The organism is Shewanella sp. 553, from assembly GCF_059338375.1.
Genome location: NZ_CM181701.1, coordinates 3,532,890 through 3,555,339, shown reverse-complemented (window position 1 = coordinate 3,555,339; position 22,450 = coordinate 3,532,890). Strand labels below are relative to the sequence as shown.

8 protein-coding genes, 3 tRNA genes, 7 rRNA genes and 1 pseudogene are annotated in these 22,450 nt (G+C 47.8%); 12 read left to right on the top strand and 7 right to left on the bottom strand.

From position 1 onward, the window contains the following. Positions 1–7 precede the first annotated feature (7 nt). Positions 8–460: a DUF721 domain-containing protein gene (locus AC5YBZ_RS15675; protein ID WP_494520748.1), complete on the bottom strand. Its 453-nt coding sequence runs from the start codon at positions 458–460 to the stop codon at positions 8–10. A gap of 32 nt (positions 461–492) precedes the next feature. Between AC5YBZ_RS15675 and AC5YBZ_RS15670 the strand changes: the two genes are divergently transcribed. The 12 genes and pseudogenes from AC5YBZ_RS15670 to rrf (AC5YBZ_RS15615) all read left to right on the top strand — a co-directional run bounded on the left by AC5YBZ_RS15670 (position 493) and on the right by rrf (AC5YBZ_RS15615) (position 17,658). Then, a complete protein-coding gene (locus AC5YBZ_RS15670; protein WP_494520749.1) occupies positions 493–1,392 on the top strand; it encodes a peptidoglycan DD-metalloendopeptidase family protein in 900 nt (299 codons plus the stop codon). 59 nt (positions 1,393–1,451) lie between these two features. Next, positions 1,452–4,174 (top strand): annotated as a pseudogene (gene secA / locus AC5YBZ_RS15665) (preprotein translocase subunit SecA). 902 nt (positions 4,175–5,076) lie between these two features. Further along, positions 5,077–6,623, top strand: a 16S ribosomal RNA gene (locus AC5YBZ_RS15660). Between the two features lie 126 nt (positions 6,624–6,749). Continuing rightward, positions 6,750–6,826, top strand: a tRNA-Ile gene (locus AC5YBZ_RS15655). Positions 6,827–6,961: 135 nt separating this feature from the next. Further along, positions 6,962–7,037 (top strand) — tRNA-Ala (locus AC5YBZ_RS15650). A 317-nt stretch (positions 7,038–7,354) separates the two neighbouring features. Beyond that, a 23S ribosomal RNA gene (locus AC5YBZ_RS15645) occupies positions 7,355–10,248 on the top strand. A 104-nt stretch (positions 10,249–10,352) separates the two neighbouring features. Further along, positions 10,353–10,468: ribosomal RNA gene (rrf, locus tag AC5YBZ_RS15640) — 5S ribosomal RNA — on the top strand. A gap of 86 nt (positions 10,469–10,554) precedes the next feature. Beyond that, positions 10,555–10,630, top strand: a tRNA-Thr gene (locus AC5YBZ_RS15635). 44 nt (positions 10,631–10,674) lie between these two features. Further along, positions 10,675–10,790, top strand: a 5S ribosomal RNA gene (gene rrf, locus AC5YBZ_RS15630). A gap of 1,835 nt (positions 10,791–12,625) precedes the next feature. Next, positions 12,626–14,172, top strand: a 16S ribosomal RNA gene (locus tag AC5YBZ_RS15625). Positions 14,173–14,511: 339 nt separating this feature from the next. Continuing rightward, positions 14,512–17,405, top strand: a 23S ribosomal RNA gene (locus AC5YBZ_RS15620). Positions 17,406–17,542: 137 nt separating this feature from the next. Next, positions 17,543–17,658: ribosomal RNA gene (gene rrf, locus AC5YBZ_RS15615) — 5S ribosomal RNA — on the top strand. Together the 16S, 23S and 5S rRNA genes with 3 tRNA genes alongside form the textbook arrangement of a ribosomal RNA operon. Positions 17,659–18,053: 395 nt before the next feature. On the opposite strand, the gene mutT is transcribed toward rrf (AC5YBZ_RS15615), so the two are convergent. The 6 genes from mutT to AC5YBZ_RS15585 form a co-directional block, all read right to left on the bottom strand. Next, a complete protein-coding gene (gene mutT / locus AC5YBZ_RS15610) occupies positions 18,054–18,443 on the bottom strand; it encodes an 8-oxo-dGTP diphosphatase MutT (protein WP_494524007.1) in 390 nt (129 codons plus the stop codon). 3 nt (positions 18,444–18,446) lie between these two features. After that, positions 18,447–18,659 (bottom strand): DNA gyrase inhibitor YacG, encoded by a 213-nt coding sequence (gene yacG, locus AC5YBZ_RS15605; protein WP_494520752.1) that lies wholly within the window; start codon positions 18,657–18,659, stop codon positions 18,447–18,449. Between the two features lie 78 nt (positions 18,660–18,737). Beyond that, positions 18,738–19,472: a cell division protein ZapD gene (zapD, locus tag AC5YBZ_RS15600; protein WP_494543165.1), complete on the bottom strand. Its 735-nt coding sequence runs from the start codon at positions 19,470–19,472 to the stop codon at positions 18,738–18,740. Positions 19,473–19,479: 7 nt separating this feature from the next. Continuing rightward, the gene (gene coaE, locus AC5YBZ_RS15595; protein WP_494520754.1) at positions 19,480–20,085 is read right to left on the bottom strand and encodes a dephospho-CoA kinase; all 606 of its coding nucleotides are present in this window, start codon (positions 20,083–20,085) and stop codon (positions 19,480–19,482) included. A gap of 43 nt (positions 20,086–20,128) precedes the next feature. Beyond that, a complete protein-coding gene (locus AC5YBZ_RS15590; RefSeq protein ID WP_494520755.1) occupies positions 20,129–21,040 on the bottom strand; it encodes a prepilin peptidase in 912 nt (303 codons plus the stop codon). Between the two features lie 100 nt (positions 21,041–21,140). After that, entirely contained in the window at positions 21,141–22,418 is a 1,278-nt protein-coding gene (locus tag AC5YBZ_RS15585; protein ID WP_494543164.1) for a type II secretion system F family protein, read from the bottom strand. Between the last annotated feature and the right edge of the window lie 32 nt (positions 22,419–22,450).

Below are 22,450 nucleotides of genomic sequence, written 5' to 3'. Positions count from 1 at the left end.
CTCGATATTAAGATTGCCTTGAACGGCTGGCTAAAGCAGCCAGCCGTTTTAGTTTTACGCCTAGTGAACCTTCGGTATGATCAGCTAGGGCCTGTATATGGGCCGCTGCAGTTTCGCTAATCTGGTTGTGAGCTGGCTTTGATTTTGTTTCATACAAGTTCAAGCCTGGGTTGACTTTAACCTCGATAGCGGACAGCATGGGGAGCGTTTCGGCTTGTAACTGCTGTAACATTTTGGGTTTTTGAAAGTTAATTCTAGCGGCCCATGCAGCAGTTGTGGTTTCGATAACAAGAACACCTTGACGGAAATTGGCAACTTTAAGTTGCTCCGTGACAGGACCTGTCATCACCTGTTTCACATAGTGATCCAAGTGAAGTAACAGTTCTGCTTTTTCAGCAAGTGAAGGTAACTGACCTTGTTGATGTAGTAACTGGCTTAGATCCTGCGGGGGCTTTTTCATTTCATCACATAATAAAATGGCTTAATGAGGCTATGAGTGTAACAGTTTTTATTCAAGGTCGAAATGGTGCCACGCGCTGGCAACCAGGCAAACGTTGGCTATTACTCCCTATTTTGCTCATTGCAGCAGGTACCGGGCTATACCAGCATCACGCTAAACAAATTGTGCAGCAACAAAACAACGTTGATAACGAACGTGTTGCTCGAGAAGAACAGCTGCATCAACTCATCGAGTTAAAAGGTGCCACAGAATCGCAGTTGGCGATGCTGGTGACTCATGTCGCCCGCATGCAGGCCAAAGTGACTCGTTTAGAGGCGCTGGGGCAACAAGTTGCCAAAGATTACAAACTCGAAGATCAATTCGATTTCTCTTCAGAAGTCGGTGTCGGCGGCCTGAGTGAACTAGGCAGCAACATCGAACTCGATCAGCTTATCCAAGATATGGATAGGCTAGTCTCTCGCATAGATAACAATAATGTTCAATTAGCACTACTTGAAACAGTGACATCTAATCTCCATATAGATGATGAGCGTTATATCTCGGGACGTCCGATCCAAAAAGGTTGGTTATCATCCCACTACGGTTTACGTAATGACCCTTTTAATGGCAGAAGAACGATGCATAAAGGTATCGACTTTGCTGGTAAAGAGGGGGCCGATGTTGTGGCAACCGCTGGCGGTGTCGTAACCTGGTCAGGCAGTATGTTTGGTTATGGTGAGTTAGTCGAAATTGACCATGGTAATGGTCTGCGTACTCGCTATGGACATAATAAGTCTTTGTCAGTAGCTGTAGGTGATGTGGTCGCCAAAGGCGACAGTATTGCCCAAATGGGCAGTACGGGTCGTTCGACGGGTCCCCATGTGCATTATGAAGTGTTGCGAAATGGGCAGCAGATAGATCCTAAAAAATATGTCTACCGCAAGGCAGGTTAAATTAAAAATAGGCTTTCAGTTTCCATAGAGACTAAGCCAATAACATAAAAGTGGTTCAGATGTTTGGTAAATTACTGACAAAAATATTTGGTAGTCGTAACGATCGCACCCTTAAAGCCCTTAGTAAGGTTGTCATTAAAATTAATGCGCTTGAGGCTGATTTCGAGAAGCTCTCGGATGAAGAATTAAAGGCAAAAACCGCTGAATTTAAGGCGCGCTTAGCTGCAGGAGAGACACTCGATGATGTGTTGCCTGAAGCGTTCGCCGTCGTGCGAGAAGCCTCGAAACGTGTTTTCGATATGCGTCATTTCGATGTGCAATTGCTCGGTGGTATGGTGCTTGACAGTAACCGTATTGCAGAGATGCGCACTGGTGAAGGTAAAACCTTAACAGCCACCCTGCCAGCTTATCTGAACGCACTTACGGGCAAAGGGGTTCACGTGATCACAGTAAACGATTACTTGGCCGCCGCGATGCCGAAAATAACCGCCCTCTTTTTGAATTCCTTGGCATGACTGTTGGCATTAACGTTGCCGGCTTAGGTCAAGTTGAGAAGAAGATGGCTTACGATGCTGATATTACCTACGGTACCAACAACGAGTTTGGCTTCGATTACTTGCGCGATAATATGGCGTTTTCACCAGCCGAGCGTGTACAGCGTCCGCTGCATTATGCATTGATCGATGAAGTTGACTCGATCCTTATCGACGAAGCGCGTACGCCATTGATCATCTCTGGCGCTGCTGAAGACAGCTCTGAACTGTATAAAAAGATTAACACCCTAATTCCTCATCTTATTCGTCAAGAGAAAGAAGATACCGAAGAGGAAGTGGGCGAGGGCGATTACTCTGTCGATGAAAAAGCCAAGCAGGTTCATTTGACCGAGCGTGGCCAAGAGAAAGTGGAAGTACTGCTTACCGAGCGCGGTATGCTTGCCGAAGGTGATTCACTCTACTCTGCTGCTAATATTTCTTTATTGCACCATGTGAATGCCGCATTGCGTGCACACACATTATTTGAAAAAGATGTCGACTATATCGTGCAAGACAATGAAGTGATCATTGTCGATGAGCATACGGGTCGTACTATGCCGGGGCGTCGTTGGTCTGAAGGTCTGCATCAGGCTGTCGAAGCTAAAGAAGGCGTGCATATTCAAAATGAAAACCAAACGCTGGCATCGATCACCTTCCAGAACTTCTTCCGTCAGTATGAAAAACTGGCTGGTATGACGGGTACTGCCGATACCGAGGCGTTTGAGTTCCAGCATATTTATGGTCTCGATACCGTAGTGATCCCAACCAACCGCCCTATGGTGCGTAAAGATCATCCCGATTTAGTTTACTTAACAGCGGCCGAAAAATATGAAGCGATCATCAAAGACATCATAGATTGCCGTGAGCGCGGTCAGCCTGTATTAGTTGGTACCGTTTCGATTGAGCAATCTGAACTGCTGCATAGCTTGTTAAAGAAAGCCAAGATCCCTCACGAAGTACTTAACGCTAAGTTCCATGAACGTGAAGCTGATATTGTGGCGCAGGCTGGCCGTAAAGGTGCCGTCACGATTGCCACTAACATGGCAGGTCGTGGTACCGATATCGTGTTAGGTGGCAACTGGAATATGGAGATCGAAGCACTCGATAATCCAACACCAGAGCAAAAAGCCAAAATTAAAGCCGATTGGCAAATTAGACACGATGAAGTAGTTACCGCTGGCGGTTTACATATTCTTGGTACCGAACGCCATGAATCGCGTCGTATCGATAATCAGTTGCGTGGTCGTTCTGGTCGTCAGGGCGACGCCGGTTCTTCACGTTTCTACTTGTCGATGGAAGATAGCTTAATGCGTATCTTCGCTTCAGAGCGTGTTTCTTCAATGATGAAGAAATTGGGTATGGAGAAAGGCGAAGCGATTGAGCATCCATGGGTGTCTCGTGCGATTGAAAATGCGCAGCGTAAAGTAGAAGCGCGTAACTTCGATATCCGTAAACAACTACTCGAGTTCGATGATGTGGCCAACGATCAACGCCAGGTGGTTTACGCACAGCGTAATGAATTGATGGATGCCGACAGTATTCAAGATACTATCGTCAACATCCAAGGCGATGTGGTTAATGCACTTATCGATCAATACATTCCACCTCAGTCGGTAGAAGAGTTATGGGATGTTCCAGGTCTTGAAACCCGTCTTGAGCAAGAGTATGGCTTAAAGATGCCTGTGCAAGAGTGGTTAGATAAAGAAGATGATCTACACGAAGAAACGTTACGCGAGCGTATCGTCGATACGTGGGTAAAAGCTTATCAAGCTAAAGAAGAGATGGTCGGTGCTCAGGTGCTACGTCAATTCGAGAAAGCGGTCATGTTGCAGACACTCGATGGCCTGTGGAAGGAACACCTAGCGGCAATGGATCATCTACGTCAAGGTATCCACTTACGTGGTTATGCGCAGAAGAATCCAAAGCAAGAGTACAAGCGTGAATCGTTTGAGCTGTTTCAGCAGATGCTAGATACCTTAAAGCATGATGTGATCAGTGTGTTGTCAAAGGTACAAGTGCAAGCGCAGTCCGATGTCGAAGAGATGGAAGAGCGTCGTCGTCAAGAAGAAGCTAAGATCCGTCGCGATTATCAACATGCAGAAGCAGAGGCATTAGTTGGTGCCGAAGAGGCCCAAGCACTTGCAGCGACTCAGCCTGTTGTGCGCGAAGGTGAAAAGGTGGGGCGTAACGATCCCTGTCCATGTGGATCAGGTCGTAAATATAAACAGTGCCATGGCAAATTAAGCTAATTTTGCCAGTCTAATTAAAAAGCCATCCCTGAGGATGGCTTTTTTGATCTTACTCCACTTGCGCCGTGGGAATAATGGTATTTTACGTTGATTATGATGCTTTACATTAAGTGGGGCCCAATAGCGCATCACTTAGCATGCATTAATCAATAGTGTGCATTAGCCAAACTCTATAAACGTATAAAACGTCTAAATCGATATTGCTTCCCTATGTAGTCCTATCAATATAAAGAATCGGCAATTAATCACTTTATAAACCTAGTAAGCACAATGAGCCACTAATAAGTTAGTTCTATTAAGTGGCCGAGCCAGCAATAGCTAATCAGTAATAGCTAAAAGAAGTGCAATGTATCGTGTGTTTTTTACTCGCTCAACTTCGCTCTGTGGATAAGGTTGGGGGTAAGGGGTGTGTATTGTGTGGCTATCTAAAAAGATCGCAAAAAGTGCCATTTTTCTTCAAAAACAACTTGCGCCCCCCAGATATCTCCCTATAATGCGCAACCACTGACACGGCGAAGCTCGCAGAGATAAGTCGTAAAGCACTAAGTAACTTGGTTAAACACCTAGCTTACAGCGTGGTCAGGCACTGAAAAGTGCCGCATCAAAAAGTTTTCAAAAACTGCTTGACGCGAACCACGGATTGCGTAGAATACGCAGCCCTAGCCACTTGGAACTACCGAGATGTGCTAACGCTCTTTAACAATTTATCAAGTAATCTGTGTGGACACTCACAGGTGTTGAGTTAATCGAAATTGCCTAACCTTCGGGTTGGCAATCAAAGAATTAAATCAATGTAACGATGAGTGTTCATAGCAATATGTACAAACGTTTTTAAGATTCTTCCGAGTCTTTTAAACGGAATCAGAATTCATTGAGCCGAATCGCAAGATTCAACAAAACTTTAATTGAAGAGTTTGATCATGGCTCAGATTGAACGCTGGCGGCAGGCCTAACACATGCAAGTCGAGCGGTAACAGGGAGAAAGCTTGCTTTCTTTGCTGACGAGCGGCGGACGGGTGAGTAATGCCTAGGGAACTGCCCAGTCGAGGGGGATAACAGTTGGAAACGACTGCTAATACCGCATACGCCCTACGGGGGAAAAGAGGGGACCTTCGGGCCTTCTGCGATTGGATGTACCTAGGTGGGATTAGCTAGTTGGTGAGGTAATGGCTCACCAAGGCGACGATCCCTAGCTGTTCTGAGAGGATGATCAGCCACACTGGGACTGAGACACGGCCCAGACTCCTACGGGAGGCAGCAGTGGGGAATATTGCACAATGGGCGCAAGCCTGATGCAGCCATGCCGCGTGTGTGAAGAAGGCCTTCGGGTTGTAAAGCACTTTCAGCGAGGAGGAAAGCTTAAACGTTAATAGCGTTTAGGTGTGACGTTACTCGCAGAAGAAGGACCGGCTAACTTCGTGCCAGCAGCCGCGGTAATACGAGGGGTCCAAGCGTTAATCGGAATTACTGGGCGTAAAGCGTACGCAGGCGGTTTGTTAAGCGAGATGTGAAAGCCCCGGGCTCAACCTGGGAATTGCATTTCGAACTGGCAGACTAGAGTCTTGTAGAGGGGGGTAGAATTTCAGGTGTAGCGGTGAAATGCGTAGAGATCTGAAGGAATACCGGTGGCGAAGGCGGCCCCCTGGACAAAGACTGACGCTCAGGTACGAAAGCGTGGGGAGCAAACAGGATTAGATACCCTGGTAGTCCACGCCGTAAACGATGTCTACTCGGAATTTGGTGTCTTGAACACTGGGTTCCCAAGCTAACGCATTAAGTAGACCGCCTGGGGAGTACGGCCGCAAGGTTAAAACTCAAATGAATTGACGGGGGCCCGCACAAGCGGTGGAGCATGTGGTTTAATTCGATGCAACGCGAAGAACCTTACCTACTCTTGACATCCAGAGAATTCGCTAGAGATAGCTTAGTGCCTTCGGGAACTCTGAGACAGGTGCTGCATGGCTGTCGTCAGCTCGTGTTGTGAAATGTTGGGTTAAGTCCCGCAACGAGCGCAACCCTTATCCTTATTTGCCAGCACGTAATGGTGGGAACTTTAGGGAGACTGCCGGTGATAAACCGGAGGAAGGTGGGGACGACGTCAAGTCATCATGGCCCTTACGAGTAGGGCTACACACGTGCTACAATGGCAAGTACAGAGGGTTGCAAAGCCGCGAGGTGGAGCTAATCTCACAAAGCTTGTCGTAGTCCGGATTGGAGTCTGCAACTCGACTCCATGAAGTCGGAATCGCTAGTAATCGTGGATCAGAATGCCACGGTGAATACGTTCCCGGGCCTTGTACACACCGCCCGTCACACCATGGGAGTGGGCTGCACCAGAAGTAGATAGCTTAACCTTTCGAGGAGGGCGTTTACCACGGTGTGGTTCATGACTGGGGTGAAGTCGTAACAAGGTAGCCCTAGGGGAACCTGGGGCTGGATCACCTCCTTACCTATACGACTAACTTAATGTTTGTTGAGTGTTCACACAGATTACTTGATAGAAAGAAAGAGCAAAATATCGAAAGATAATTTTTGAGGGATTTGATTCAGTTAGAATTAAATAACCAAAAAGAATGGGTCTGTAGCTCAGCTGGTTAGAGCGCACCCCTGATAAGGGTGAGGTCGGTGGTTCAAGTCCACTCTGACCCACCAAATCTTCGTTTATTCTATGTTAACTTATTACTCGTTTAGTGAACTAAACGTCGCAACAAGTTACCTTGACTAAACTCGATTTGGCTTCGCCAAAATTATTTGGCATTCGATATATTTGTTTGACTGCATGTAAATGGGGCTATAGCTCAGCTGGGAGAGCGCCTGCCTTGCACGCAGGAGGTCTGCGGTTCGATCCCGCATAGCTCCACCATTTACTTGCACATGGATAGAGATGCCAAAGATAAATGCAAAATTTATCTTTGGCTTTTTTAAGCCCGCTCTTTAAAAATTTGGAAAGCTGATAGTGTTAATGTGAAAGGGATAGTGACGTACTTGTACGTGATTATTTGTAGCATTGACGCGAAAATTAAAATTGAGTTCTCAAACACTTAAATCAAGTGCCGAATCATTGTAATGATGATTCATGAGTATTCTTTTGGCGAAAGTAAACACCATTAGTTGCGATACAACATCAAGCTTACCCGCTTGATAAAGTTTGTTTCCTTGTGAAACTCATTTGGGTTGTATGGTTAAGTGACTAAGCGTATACGGTGGATGCCTTGGCAGTCAGAGGCGATGAAGGACGTAGTAACTTGCGAAAAGCGTTGGCGAGCTAGTAACAAGCATTTGAGCTAACGATGTCCGAATGGGGAAACCCACATGCATAAGCATGTATCACAACATGAATACATAGTGTTGTGAGGCGAACCCGGGGAACTGAAACATCTAAGTACCCGGAGGAAAAGAAATCAACCGAGATTCCCCTAGTAGCGGCGAGCGAACGGGGATTAGCCCTTAAGCGTAGAGGGTGTTAGTGGAATGTGTTGGAAAGCACAGCGGCACAGGGTGATAGCCCCGTACATGAAAACTAACTTTACGTGAAAACGAGTAGGACGGGACACGTGACATCTTGTCTGAACATGGGGGGACCATCCTCCAAGGCTAAATACTCCTGACTGACCGATAGTGAACCAGTACCGTGAGGGAAAGGCGAAAAGAACCCCTGTGAGGGGAGTGAAATAGAACCTGAAACCGTATACGTACAAGCAGTGGGAGCGGTTCTTGAGACCGTGACTGCGTACCTTTTGTATAATGGGTCAGCGACTTACATTTTGTAGCGAGGTTAAGCGAATAGCGGAGCCGTAGGGAAACCGAGTGTTAACTGCGCGTTTAGTTGCAAGGTGTAGACCCGAAACCCGGTGATCTAGCCATGGGCAGGTTGAAGGTTGAGTAACATCAACTGGAGGACCGAACACACGTATGTTGAAAAATGCGGTGATGACTTGTGGCTGGGGGTGAAAGGCCAATCAAACCGGGAGATATCTGGTTCTCCTCGAAAGCTATTTAGGTAGCGCCTCGAGCGAATACCATTGGGGGTAGAGCACTGTTAAGGCTAGGGGGTCATCCCGACTTACCAACCCTTTGCAAACTCCGAATACCAATGAGTACTACTCGGGAGACACACGGCGGGTGCTAACGTCCGTCGTGAAAAGGGAAACAACCCAGACCATCAGCTAAGGTCCCAAAGTTATTGCTAAGTGGGAAACGATGTGGGAAGGCTTAGACAGCTAGGATGTTGGCTTAGAAGCAGCCATCATTTAAAGAAAGCGTAATAGCTCACTAGTCGAGTCGGCCTGCGCGGAAGATTTAACGGGGCTAAGCAATACACCGAAGCTATGGGTACTAGCGCTTGCGCTAGTGCGGTAGAGGAGCGTTCTGTAAGCCGTTGAAGGTGAAGGGGTAACCCACGCTGGAGGTATCAGAAGTGCGAATGCTGACATGAGTAACGATAAAGGGGGTGAAAAACCCCCTCGCCGAAAGACCAAGGGTTCCTGTCCAATGTTAATCAGGGCAGGGTGAGTCGACCCCTAAGGCGAGGCCGAAAGGCGTAGTCGATGGGAAACAGGTTAATATTCCTGTACTTCTGCTAACTGCGATGGAGAGACGGAGAAGGCTAGGCTAGCGCGGCGTTGGTTGTCCGCGTTTAAGGCTGTAGGTGGTGCACTTAGGCAAATCCGGGTGCACATACACTGAGAGTTGATGACGAGGTTCTACGGAACTGAAGTAGTTGATGCCATGCTTCCAGGAAAATCTTCTAAGCTTCAGGTTAGCAGGAATCGTACCCCAAACCGACACAGGTGGTTGGGTAGAGAATACCAAGGCGCTTGAGAGAACTCGGCTGAAGGAACTAGGCAAAATGGTACCGTAACTTCGGGAGAAGGTACGCTCCTGTTGGTGATGAGACTTGCTCTCTAAGCTGACGGGAGTCGCAGATACCAGGTGGCTGCAACTGTTTATCAAAAACACAGCACTGTGCAAACTCGCAAGAGGAAGTATACGGTGTGACGCCTGCCCGGTGCCGGAAGGTTAATTGATTGGGTTATCTTCGGAGAAGCTCATGATCGAAGCCCCGGTAAACGGCGGCCGTAACTATAACGGTCCTAAGGTAGCGAAATTCCTTGTCGGGTAAGTTCCGACCTGCACGAATGGCGTAATGATGGCCACGCTGTCTCCAGCCGAGACTCAGTGAAGTTGAAATTGCGGTGAAGATGCCGTATACCCGCGGCTAGACGGAAAGACCCCGTGAACCTTTACTATAGCTTGGCACTGAACATTGACCCTACATGTGTAGGATAGGTGGGAGACTTTGAAGCAGGAACGCCAGTTCTTGTGGAGTCAACCTTGAAATACCACCCTTGTAGTGTTGATGTTCTAACTCTGGCCCCTGAATCGGGGTTGAGGACAGTGCCTGGTGGGTAGTTTGACTGGGGCGGTCTCCTCCCAAAGAGTAACGGAGGAGCACGAAGGTTGGCTAAGTACGGTCGGACATCGTACGGTTAGTGCAATGGCATAAGCCAGCTTAACTGCGAGACATACACGTCGAGCAGGTGCGAAAGCAGGTCATAGTGATCCGGTGGTTCTGAATGGAAGGGCCATCGCTCAACGGATAAAAGGTACTCCGGGGATAACAGGCTGATACCGCCCAAGAGTTCATATCGACGGCGGTGTTTGGCACCTCGATGTCGGCTCATCACATCCTGGGGCTGAAGTCGGTCCCAAGGGTATGGCTGTTCGCCATTTAAAGTGGTACGCGAGCTGGGTTCAGAACGTCGTGAGACAGTTCGGTCCCTATCTGCCGTGGGCGTTGGATGATTGAAGGGAGCTGCTCCTAGTACGAGAGGACCGGAGTGGACGAACCGCTGGTGTTCGGGTTGTCATGCCAATGGCATTGCCCGGTAGCTACGTTCGGAATCGATAACCGCTGAAAGCATCTAAGCGGGAAGCGAGCCCTAAGATGAGTCATCCCTAGGACTTTAAGTCCTCTAAAGGGCCGTAGGAGACTACTACGTTGATAGGCAAGGTGTGTAAGCGTTGTGAGGCGTTGAGCTAACTTGTACTAATGACCCGTGAGGCTTAACCATACAACCCAAAAGGGTTTCTAACTAAGTGAATACTTAGCGAAAGAATACCGACACTTGATTTAGTGTACTCAAATTTAAAACAGCTTTCTAAATTTCCAAATTTGTCTGGAAACCATAGCATTGTGGTCCCACCTGATCCCATCCCGAACTCAGAAGTGAAACGCAATCGCGCCGATGGTAGTGTGGGGTCTCCCCATGTGAGAGTAGGTCATTTCCAGACGCCTAATTTGTTTTCGATATGAAAATGAAATAGTTAAGTGAAAGATGCAATTTTATGTAAGACATCTGATTCACGTAGAGTTTTGTGCTGATATGGCTCAGTCGGTAGAGCGCATCCTTGGTAAGGATGAGGTCCCCAGTTCGATTCTGGGTATCAGCACCATTATTTAGATATTGAGTTTAAATACACAGTATCAACAAAATTTGTCTGGAAACCATAGCATTGTGGTACCACCTGATCCCATCCCGAACTCAGAAGTGAAACGCAATCGCGCCGATGGTAGTGTGGGGTCTCCCCATGTGAGAGTAGGTCATTTCCAGACGCCTAATAAACGATAAATCCTCAGCACTTCGTGTTGGGGATTTTTTCGTTTAACCGTTTTTGAAATGACCACTCGAACATGGGGAAGTAAATAGTCCGAACGTAGTGAGGCTCAAACCCATGTAGAGTAGGGTGAAGCGTCTGCGCTTATCAAGCGCAGCTTGATGCTGGAGCTGAACGCGGAGAGCTAGCTCGAAGCTGACCATGACAGACGCCTATTTTACTCGTAAAGAGTAGTAGAGAAGCCACCTGAATAAGGTGGCTTTTTTGCGTTTGGGGATGTGTAAGATGTTTAACTCTCCGCCTCGAACTAAGCATGAATCACTACCCCTAGGTCGGTCGATAGCAGCTCCTCGGTAACAACTGCATGCGTTACGTTACTTCCTATATCCTTATCGTCGTTCAATATCGACACTTCCGCCATCAGTGATGGTCGCCACCTGGCTGAGCTTGATCAGAAACTACATCCATGCGTTTATGACATTGCTCACATCCATGTGAGTCAACGCGAAGAGGTTACTCGTAGCCTGCCATTTCCAGATACCTAATTATTTTCGAAAGAGATTCGAAAAAGCCCTAGCAAATCTCGAATGGAAAGAAGTGGCTAGGGCTTTATTGTTTTTATACTTACCTACATTGCTTAAGACAATTACAGGTGGCTGCTGACTCTATTTCGAACAGAAATATCAGTGTTCTACATCAGATATTTGCTCAAATCTGTTAGCAAAATTTTAGAATACCTTACTAGATAAGGAACTCTGGTTAAGACACTGCCAACACTGTGCAATTAAGGTTTAGTTATGCTGGGTAGGGCGGAAGCTTGAGCAATGAGAAATGATTAAAGGGCTGGAGTCGCCTTATATGCCAGTAAGTACGTCTGTACTGACAAGTGAGTCACGTCCAGTTGGGCGATGCTTGTGAAATCTGCCTAAAGTGAAGTGCTATTAGCGAAGTGTCATTGCTGCATTATTTATAAAGGAATGTTATGGCTTCACTTTATTTTGTACATGTTCGTACAGCACCGATAAGTAACTATATTTAAGCTGCTGCTGTTTTAAATACCTTCGTTAGCCCGTAAAGGTTTAGACCATAGGGGGATTATGTAATTTTGTTGTTCCAAGCGAACCTTATTCGCTGTGATAGTTTCGTCGTGAAGCAGTGATAAGTTTGATTAGTTTATGCGTTAGGTTGTTATTTTGTGGGTAAGTCTGTGCATAACCAGTGTGGTCTATGTGCTTAAGTGAGGTATAAAAACTAATTGCTTTTTTAGTGAAAAAAGCCCTTGCGCCCATCCGAGAACTGCCTATAATGCGCATCCACTGACACGGCACAGCAGGCCAACTACCTAGGTAGTACGGGACTTGCAGCTAAGTCAGCCTCTCTTTTAACAAAGAGAGGCGAGTTAAACTCTTCGGAGATTAACTCAGGTGATAAGCGCTTTTAAGGGCTTCGATTGATGACTTCTGTTCAAGAAAACATCGCTTGGAAAACTTCTTAAAATAAGCACTTGACGCCAACAACGGGAAGTGTAAAATACGCATCCCTAAGCCAACGACCTAGCGTCAACGGCGGCTAAATGAAAGATTGATTCTCTCATGCTAGCAACGCTCTTTAACAAGATGAAACAAGAAATCTGTGTGGACACTCACAGGTGTTGAGTTAATCGAAATTGCCTAACTTTCGGGTTGGCAATCAAAGAATTAAATCAACCTATTCTTTCACTTTCTCTCAGGAGAGGTGATGAGTGTTCATAGCAATATGTACAAAGAATTAATCGCAAGATTAGTTCGAACAGAATTCGTTGAGCCGTTTGACGTAAGTCAAACACCAAAACTTTAATTGAAGAGTTTGATCATGGCTCAGATTGAACGCTGGCGGCAGGCCTAACACATGCAAGTCGAGCGGTAACAGGAAGAAAGCTTGCTTTCTTTGCTGACGAGCGGCGGACGGGTGAGTAATGCCTAGGGAACTGCCCAGTCGAGGGGGATAACAGTTGGAAACGACTGCTAATACCGCATACGCCCTACGGGGGAAAAGAGGGGACCTTCGGGCCTTCTGCGATTGGATGTACCTAGGTGGGATTAGCTAGTTGGTGAGGTAATGGCTCACCAAGGCTACGATCCCTAGCTGTTCTGAGAGGATGATCAGCCACACTGGGACTGAGACACGGCCCAGACTCCTACGGGAGGCAGCAGTGGGGAATATTGCACAATGGGCGCAAGCCTGATGCAGCCATGCCGCGTGTGTGAAGAAGGCCTTCGGGTTGTAAAGCACTTTCAGCGAGGAGGAAAGCTTAAACGTTAATAGCGTTTAGGTGTGACGTTACTCGCAGAAGAAGGACCGGCTAACTTCGTGCCAGCAGCCGCGGTAATACGAGGGGTCCAAGCGTTAATCGGAATTACTGGGCGTAAAGCGTACGCAGGCGGTTTGTTAAGCGAGATGTGAAAGCCCCGGGCTCAACCTGGGAATTGCATTTCGAACTGGCAGACTAGAGTCTTGTAGAGGGGGGTAGAATTTCAGGTGTAGCGGTGAAATGCGTAGAGATCTGAAGGAATACCGGTGGCGAAGGCGGCCCCCTGGACAAAGACTGACGCTCAGGTACGAAAGCGTGGGGAGCAAACAGGATTAGATACCCTGGTAGTCCACGCCGTAAACGATGTCTACTCGGAATTTGGTGTCTTGAACACTGGGTTCCCAAGCTAACGCATTAAGTAGACCGCCTGGGGAGTACGGCCGCAAGGTTAAAACTCAAATGAATTGACGGGGGCCCGCACAAGCGGTGGAGCATGTGGTTTAATTCGATGCAACGCGAAGAACCTTACCTACTCTTGACATCCAGAGAATTCGCTAGAGATAGCTTAGTGCCTTCGGGAACTCTGAGACAGGTGCTGCATGGCTGTCGTCAGCTCGTGTTGTGAAATGTTGGGTTAAGTCCCGCAACGAGCGCAACCCTTATCCTTATTTGCCAGCACGTAATGGTGGGAACTTTAGGGAGACTGCCGGTGATAAACCGGAGGAAGGTGGGGACGACGTCAAGTCATCATGGCCCTTACGAGTAGGGCTACACACGTGCTACAATGGCAAGTACAGAGGGTTGCAAAGCCGCGAGGTGGAGCTAATCTCACAAAGCTTGTCGTAGTCCGGATTGGAGTCTGCAACTCGACTCCATGAAGTCGGAATCGCTAGTAATCGTGGATCAGAATGCCACGGTGAATACGTTCCCGGGCCTTGTACACACCGCCCGTCACACCATGGGAGTGGGCTGCACCAGAAGTAGATAGCTTAACCTTTCGGGGAGGGCGTTTACCACGGTGTGGTTCATGACTGGGGTGAAGTCGTAACAAGGTAGCCCTAGGGGAACCTGGGGCTGGATCACCTCCTTACCTATACGACTAACTTAATGTTTGTTGAGTGTTCACACAGATAACTTGTTCTTGTTAGAGCAGGTGGCACGTCTTAACGGCGATGCTTGTTCTTTAAAAATTTGGAAAGCTGATAGTGTTAATGTGAAAGGGATAGTGACGTACTTGTACGTGATTATTTGTAGCATTGACGCGAAAATTAAAATTGAGTTCTCAAACACTTAAATCAAGTGCCGAATCATTGTAATGATGATTCATGAGTATTCTTTTGGCGAAAGTAAACACCATTAGTTGCGATACAACATCAAGCTTACCCGCTTGATAAAGTTTGTTTCCTTGTGAAACTCATTTGGGTTGTATGGTTAAGTGACTAAGCGTATACGGTGGATGCCTTGGCAGTCAGAGGCGATGAAGGACGTAGTAACTTGCGAAAAGCGTTGGCGAGCTAGTAACAAGCATTTGAGCTAACGATGTCCGAATGGGGAAACCCACATGCATAAGCATGTATCACAACATGAATACATAGTGTTGTGAGGCGAACCCGGGGAACTGAAACATCTAAGTACCCGGAGGAAAAGAAATCAACCGAGATTCCCCTAGTAGCGGCGAGCGAACGGGGATTAGCCCTTAAGCGTAGAGGGTGTTAGTGGAATGTGTTGGAAAGCACAGCGGCACAGGGTGATAGCCCCGTACATGAAAACTAACTTTACGTGAAAACGAGTAGGACGGGACACGTGACATCTTGTCTGAACATGGGGGGACCATCCTCCAAGGCTAAATACTCCTGACTGACCGATAGTGAACCAGTACCGTGAGGGAAAGGCGAAAAGAACCCCTGTGAGGGGAGTGAAATAGAACCTGAAACCGTATACGTACAAGCAGTGGGAGCGGTTCTTGAGACCGTGACTGCGTACCTTTTGTATAATGGGTCAGCGACTTACATTTTGTAGCGAGGTTAAGCGAATAGCGGAGCCGTAGGGAAACCGAGTGTTAACTGCGCGTTTAGTTGCAAGGTGTAGACCCGAAACCCGGTGATCTAGCCATGGGCAGGTTGAAGGTTGAGTAACATCAACTGGAGGACCGAACACACGTATGTTGAAAAATGCGGTGATGACTTGTGGCTGGGGGTGAAAGGCCAATCAAACCGGGAGATATCTGGTTCTCCTCGAAAGCTATTTAGGTAGCGCCTCGAGCGAATACCATTGGGGGTAGAGCACTGTTAAGGCTAGGGGGTCATCCCGACTTACCAACCCTTTGCAAACTCCGAATACCAATGAGTACTACTCGGGAGACACACGGCGGGTGCTAACGTCCGTCGTGAAAAGGGAAACAACCCAGACCATCAGCTAAGGTCCCAAAGTTATTGCTAAGTGGGAAACGATGTGGGAAGGCTTAGACAGCTAGGATGTTGGCTTAGAAGCAGCCATCATTTAAAGAAAGCGTAATAGCTCACTAGTCGAGTCGGCCTGCGCGGAAGATTTAACGGGGCTAAGCAATACACCGAAGCTATGGGTACTAGCGCTTGCGCTAGTGCGGTAGAGGAGCGTTCTGTAAGCCGTTGAAGGTGAAGGGGTAACCCACGCTGGAGGTATCAGAAGTGCGAATGCTGACATGAGTAACGATAAAGGGGGTGAAAAACCCCCTCGCCGAAAGACCAAGGGTTCCTGTCCAATGTTAATCAGGGCAGGGTGAGTCGACCCCTAAGGCGAGGCCGAAAGGCGTAGTCGATGGGAAACAGGTTAATATTCCTGTACTTCTGCTAACTGCGATGGAGAGACGGAGAAGGCTAGGCTAGCGCGGCGTTGGTTGTCCGCGTTTAAGGCTGTAGGTGGTGCACTTAGGCAAATCCGGGTGCACATACACTGAGAGTTGACGACGAGGTTCTACGGAACTGAAGTAGTTGATGCCATGCTTCCAGGAAAATCTTCTAAGCTTCAGGTTAGCAGGAATCGTACCCCAAACCGACACAGGTGGTTGGGTAGAGAATACCAAGGCGCTTGAGAGAACTCGGCTGAAGGAACTAGGCAAAATGGTACCGTAACTTCGGGAGAAGGTACGCTCCTGTTGGTGATGAGACTTGCTCTCTAAGCTGACGGGAGTCGCAGATACCAGGTGGCTGCAACTGTTTATCAAAAACACAGCACTGTGCAAACTCGCAAGAGGAAGTATACGGTGTGACGCCTGCCCGGTGCCGGAAGGTTAATTGATTGGGTTATCTTCGGAGAAGCTCATGATCGAAGCCCCGGTAAACGGCGGCCGTAACTATAACGGTCCTAAGGTAGCGAAATTCCTTGTCGGGTAAGTTCCGACCTGCACGAATGGCGTAATGATGGCCACGCTGTCTCCAGCCGAGACTCAGTGAAGTTGAAATTGCGGTGAAGATGCCGTATACCCGCGGCTAGACGGAAAGACCCCGTGAACCTTTACTATAGCTTGGCACTGAACATTGACCCTACATGTGTAGGATAGGTGGGAGACTTTGAAGCAGGAACGCCAGTTCTTGTGGAGTCAACCTTGAAATACCACCCTTGTAGTGTTGATGTTCTAACTCTGGCCCCTGAATCGGGGTTGAGGACAGTGCCTGGTGGGTAGTTTGACTGGGGCGGTCTCCTCCCAAAGAGTAACGGAGGAGCACGAAGGTTGGCTAAGTACGGTCGGACATCGTACGGTTAGTGCAATGGCATAAGCCAGCTTAACTGCGAGACATACACGTCGAGCAGGTGCGAAAGCAGGTCATAGTGATCCGGTGGTTCTGAATGGAAGGGCCATCGCTCAACGGATAAAAGGTACTCCGGGGATAACAGGCTGATACCGCCCAAGAGTTCATATCGACGGCGGTGTTTGGCACCTCGATGTCGGCTCATCACATCCTGGGGCTGAAGTCGGTCCCAAGGGTATGGCTGTTCGCCATTTAAAGTGGTACGCGAGCTGGGTTCAGAACGTCGTGAGACAGTTCGGTCCCTATCTGCCGTGGGCGTTGGATGATTGAAGGGAGCTGCTCCTAGTACGAGAGGACCGGAGTGGACGAACCGCTGGTGTTCGGGTTGTCATGCCAATGGCATTGCCCGGTAGCTACGTTCGGAATCGATAACCGCTGAAAGCATCTAAGCGGGAAGCGAGCCCTAAGATGAGTCATCCCTAGGACTTTAAGTCCTCTAAAGGGCCGTAGGAGACTACTACGTTGATAGGCAAGGTGTGTAAGCGTTGTGAGGCGTTGAGCTAACTTGTACTAATGACCCGTGAGGCTTAACCATACAACCCAAAAGGGTTTCCAGTTAATGGTTAACTTTAGTAAAAGAATACCGCCACTTGATTTAGTGTGACTCAATTTTAAACTCTCTTGCTTCTTGAAATACAGGATTGAGAGCAGCTTTTCAAATTTCCAAATTTGTCTGGAAACCATAGCATTGTGGTACCACCTGATCCCATCCCGAACTCAGAAGTGAAACGCAATCGCGCCGATGGTAGTGTGGGGTCTCCCCATGTGAGAGTAGGTCATTTCCAGGCGCCTAATACGATAAAGCCCGTTGCTAATGCAACGGGCTTTTTTCGTTTTAGCCTGGAGCTAACCACTCGAACATGGGGAAATAAAAAGTCCGAACGTAGTGAGGTGTAACCCATGTGATAGTAAGCGATGTGCATATGAGCGCGAAGCTTTAGCGTAGCTGGCCATAACAGGCGCCTAATACTTCTCGTAAGAGAATCGATAAATCCCCAGCATTTTGTGTTGGGGATTTTTTCGTTTAACCGCTATTGAAATGACCACTCGAACATGGGCGTTAAGTAGCGCATGCAAAGCATGCTGCAATTCATGTGATAGGCAGTGAATAGCTGCTGCATTCTCTACATCCACGTAGGGGCTTTGAAAAGTCCAATATCTGTAGATATTGGACTACATGGCACTATAAAGAGAGAAGTTTTTCTATGATAGGGCTGTTAGCGGCGGGGAAGTCATATTCTGTTAATGTATTGAACTCTGCCCATGTGACAGCTTGTCCTTCAAGGCCGCGAGGCTCTCCTGAGAAGGCTTTTACTAGATGAATGTCGAGTAGGACTTGTTTGTCGGGATAATCGTGAGCAATTGTCATTAGAGGCGTTGTATCGCTAACTGTAATGTTAACCTCTTCCTGCAACTCTCTGATTAGTGCTTGTGAGGTGGTTTCGTTATTTTCAACCTTACCACCGGGAAACTCCCATTTTCCGCCCTGATGTAGATGGTCTGGGCGTTTGGCCAGCAATACTTGGTTGGCGGCATTAATGACAACACCTACGGCGACATGTACGCGTTTCATTGGTTAGTTGTCCTTGAAAAAATCTGCTTCATCATACCCGAGTGCATCTAAGGAGTCGGCATCGAATTCTGGTTTAACCGGAATGGCATGTTTCTCTGATGCCCAGTCGCCTAGATCGATTAACTTGCAGCGTTCGCTGCAGAAGGGTTTAAATTTAGATGTGGCAGTCCATTCTACCTCGGTTTTGCAGGTTGGACAGTTTACTACAGTTGGCATAAAGGCTCCCATTGACGCTCGTTGAATATACCAATCGATCCTGTTCAGTCGATTAGCATTAGGCCAATGGTAATCAGTTTAGCGGCAGGTTGCCAACATAAAGTCGATGGTTTGGTCTGAATGTTTTTGTTGCTCAAACCCGACGAAGTGGATAGCGTAACGGTTGCGATTACCGCTAATGGTGGGGTAGCACCCTTGCGAGGCGTCCAGTTTCACTCTAATCAATGATAGGGCTTGGTCGCTACTGCCTTGATAAAATCCTGCGACTGCGGTGGTGGTGGTGTAATGGGTGGTTTTACGGGTTAACTCAAGCAGTAGTTTAATTGGAGTCAGTAAGCAGTCGAAGTGTGCTATCCAGGCTCGATATTCTTGCTGACGGGTTTCGAAGGGTTTTGCTAACCAAAAATGCAGTTGGGGCAGGTCAAAGTTACAACACGCACCCGGCATACCAAATCGTTGCCTCAGTGCGGATAAAAAGCGGTCTTGTTTGAGTGCTTGTCCAGGGCGCTGACAGTGGATTAAACATTTTCTGGCATCTTGTAATCTATCGATAAAGTCTGTGAGCTGCTGTTTATCTATATCGCTTTGCGTTTGCCACTGTTTTAAATGTTGCAGCTGTTTATCGATATCTTTGATGATTTCACCGCGATAGTCACAACGCTCGGTGAGTGCACACAAGGAAAACAATGGGTAAAAACATCGATGTTGATGATCTTGATCTAGATTACTTTGCAGCTGATTGGCAAGAAATTCGAGTCGCAAATAGCTGCGAGTCTTCTCGTTGAGTGGCTGTTCATAGATCAATTCATTCATGACATTATCAAGTGTGGCCGGCTAGTGTTAGGTATTTATTATGTAATACAGCTACCTTGCCTTTTAATGCTGATATCGTTCCATGATTGTCGATGACATCATCAGCTTTTGACAGTTTTTCGGCTCTACTGGCCTGACTGTTTATTATATTTTGCACTTGCTCTGCACTCACTGCATCGCGCTCGACGGTTCGCTTGGTTTGTAGTTCCGGCGAAATATCAACCACTAAGGTGCAATTGACTAAGCTATCTAAACCGTTCTCAAATAGCAAGGGCACAACTAAAATAGCGTAGGGTGAATTGGCTTTTTTTAATTGGGCTAGCATTTCTGCTCTAATTCGCGGGTGTAACAGTGCGTTAAGCCATTCACGTTCGGCAGCGTTACTAAAAATACGTTGTCTTAATGCTGCTCGGTTAAGTTCGCCATTATCGAGTAAGATGGTTTCGCCAAAGTGTTCGACAATTTTAGTTAATCCTTCACTGCCTTTGGCGACCACGTCTCGGCTGACAATATCGGCATCAACCAAGGTGACACCTAGCTCGGCAAACAGGTTAGCCACGGTCGTCTTGCCACTGCCTATTCCACCTGTTAATCCGACAACAAAATTAGCCATGGCTGTAAACCCTCAACGAAGTGTAAAAGACAAAGGTACGTGATTAAAGGGTGGCCAAGTAGGCGCTGACTATTTGTTCGCCCCACAGCATGGCAATCCAACCTGCAATAGCGATATAAGGGCCAAACGGAATAGGGTTACCCGAGTTAATTTTCTTATTGACGATCATCGCTATGCCCACTAAAGCACCGACTACCGATGATAACAATATGATCAAGGGCAGCATCTGCCAACCTAACCAGGCACCAAAAACGGCTAGCAGCTTAAAATCGCCGTAGCCCATGCCTTCCTTGCCTGTGAGTAATTTAAAGCCCCAAAAGACGCTCCATAGGCTCATATAACCCGCCGCGGCGCCAATAAGGGCGTCGGTGCTTGTGGCAAAGGTACCGTTGAGGTTAATGAGTAAACCTAACCAGAGTAGCGGTAAGGTGATTTGATCGGGCAGTAGCATTTCGTCGAGATCGATAAAGGTCAATGCCAACAGGGCGAAGGTAAGCAATGTTGCCAAGGCAAATTGCCAAGTGGGACCAAAGTGCAGGGCTAAATACGCCACGGCAAGGCCGGTTATCGCTTCAATTATCGGGTAGCGGGCCGAAATTGGCATGCTGCAGCTGGCGCAGCGACCTTTAAGCATTAACCAACCTACTATGGGAAGATTATGCCAAGGTTTGATGGCGGCATTGCACTTAGGGCAAGATGAGCCAGGGACAATCAAATTGTATTTGGCCGGAAAGGCATCGATAGGTGCATCGAGTTTCTCGGCGATGGGGGCAATTAAGGGCTGATGGTATTCCTTGAGGTAGTGGTTGCATTCCTGCTGCCACTCGCGTTTCATCATCACCGGTAAACGGTGGATCACCACATTGAGAAAGCTGCCAATATTGGCGGCAAACACAAAACTGAGGGCGGCAAACAGCCAAGGGTGCTGCGCCATTAAATCGATAAATTGAGTCATTATTATACTTATCTGCTTGCTATTTCTGCTTGCTATTAAATGGTTACGACCAATGGCATCTATGATGCTCAGTCGTCAGCCTATGATTTAGTCAATGATATCAGCCAACCACGTTACCCATTTCGAAGATGGGTAAATACATGCCGACAATCAAGCCACCCACTACGGTACCTATCACTACCATCATGACGGGTTCGATAAGGCTAGATAAGCCATCGACGGCATCATCTACCTGCATCTCGTAAATATTAGCCACCTTATTAAGCATCTCATCGAGGCCGCCAGACTCTTCACCAATCATCACCATCTGGGTCAGCATATCGGGAAATAAACCAGTAGTGCGCATGGCAACGTTCATCTGCATGCCAGACATCACCTCTTGGCGCACATTCAGCAGGGCCTTGCGATACACATAGTTGCCCGATGCGCCGGCGGCCGATTCTAAACCGTCGATCAATGGCACACCCGCGGCGAAGGTGGTGGCTAAGGTCCTGGCAAAACGCGCCATGGCGCCTTTATGCAAAATGTCACCAATGGCTGGAATTTTTAATACTGCCTCGTCGACGCGATTACGAAAGGTTTCTGAAGTTAAGTGGGCGCGTTTGAATGCCCATACCCCAACAATGATGGCGATGACAAAGAAATACCATGAGCCTTGCAGCCAACGAGACAGGCCAATAATTAATTGAGTAAAGGCGGGCAGCTCGGCGCCAAAACCGTTAAAGATATCTTCAAACTGGGGCACTACAAAGAGTAGCAGTAAGGCGGTAACCAAAATTGCCACTATCACTACGGCGGCCGGATAAAACATCGCTTTTTTGATTTTAGACTTGAGCGCCTCGGCTTTCTCGCGGTACGTGGCGATTCTGTCAAACACCGCATCGAGGGAGCCTGAGTGCTCGCCCGCAGCCACAAGGTCGACATACAGGTCGTCGAAATATGTGCGGTGGGGTCTGAGTGAGTCCGACAGCGGGATGCCCGACTGCACATCGCCTACAATGGTGGCGAGCAGTTCACGCATTTTAGGTTTTTCATGACCGCGGCCGAGCATCTCCAAGGTAGTCACAATGGGCACGCCAGCAGCCAACATGGTGGCAATCTGGCGGGTCATCATGGCGATATCCATGGCGGTGATCTTAGGATCGCGCTTAAATAGCGATTCGGCTTTTTTCTTAACGACTTTAGGATTGACCCCTTGGGACTTTAGCTGGGCTTTAATTTCGGCAGCCGAGGTGCCGCGCAGCTCGCCACCGGTTTTTTTTCCATCGCGATTGGTGCCTTTCCACTCGAAGGTGACGACCTTGGGCTGCGCCTTAGCCGTTTTGCTCTTTTTGCTTTTTGATGGGCTTTTTGACTTGGCAAGTGATGGGCTGGCCATGGGTTATCCTTGTTAGATTAAGTTTCTAGGCG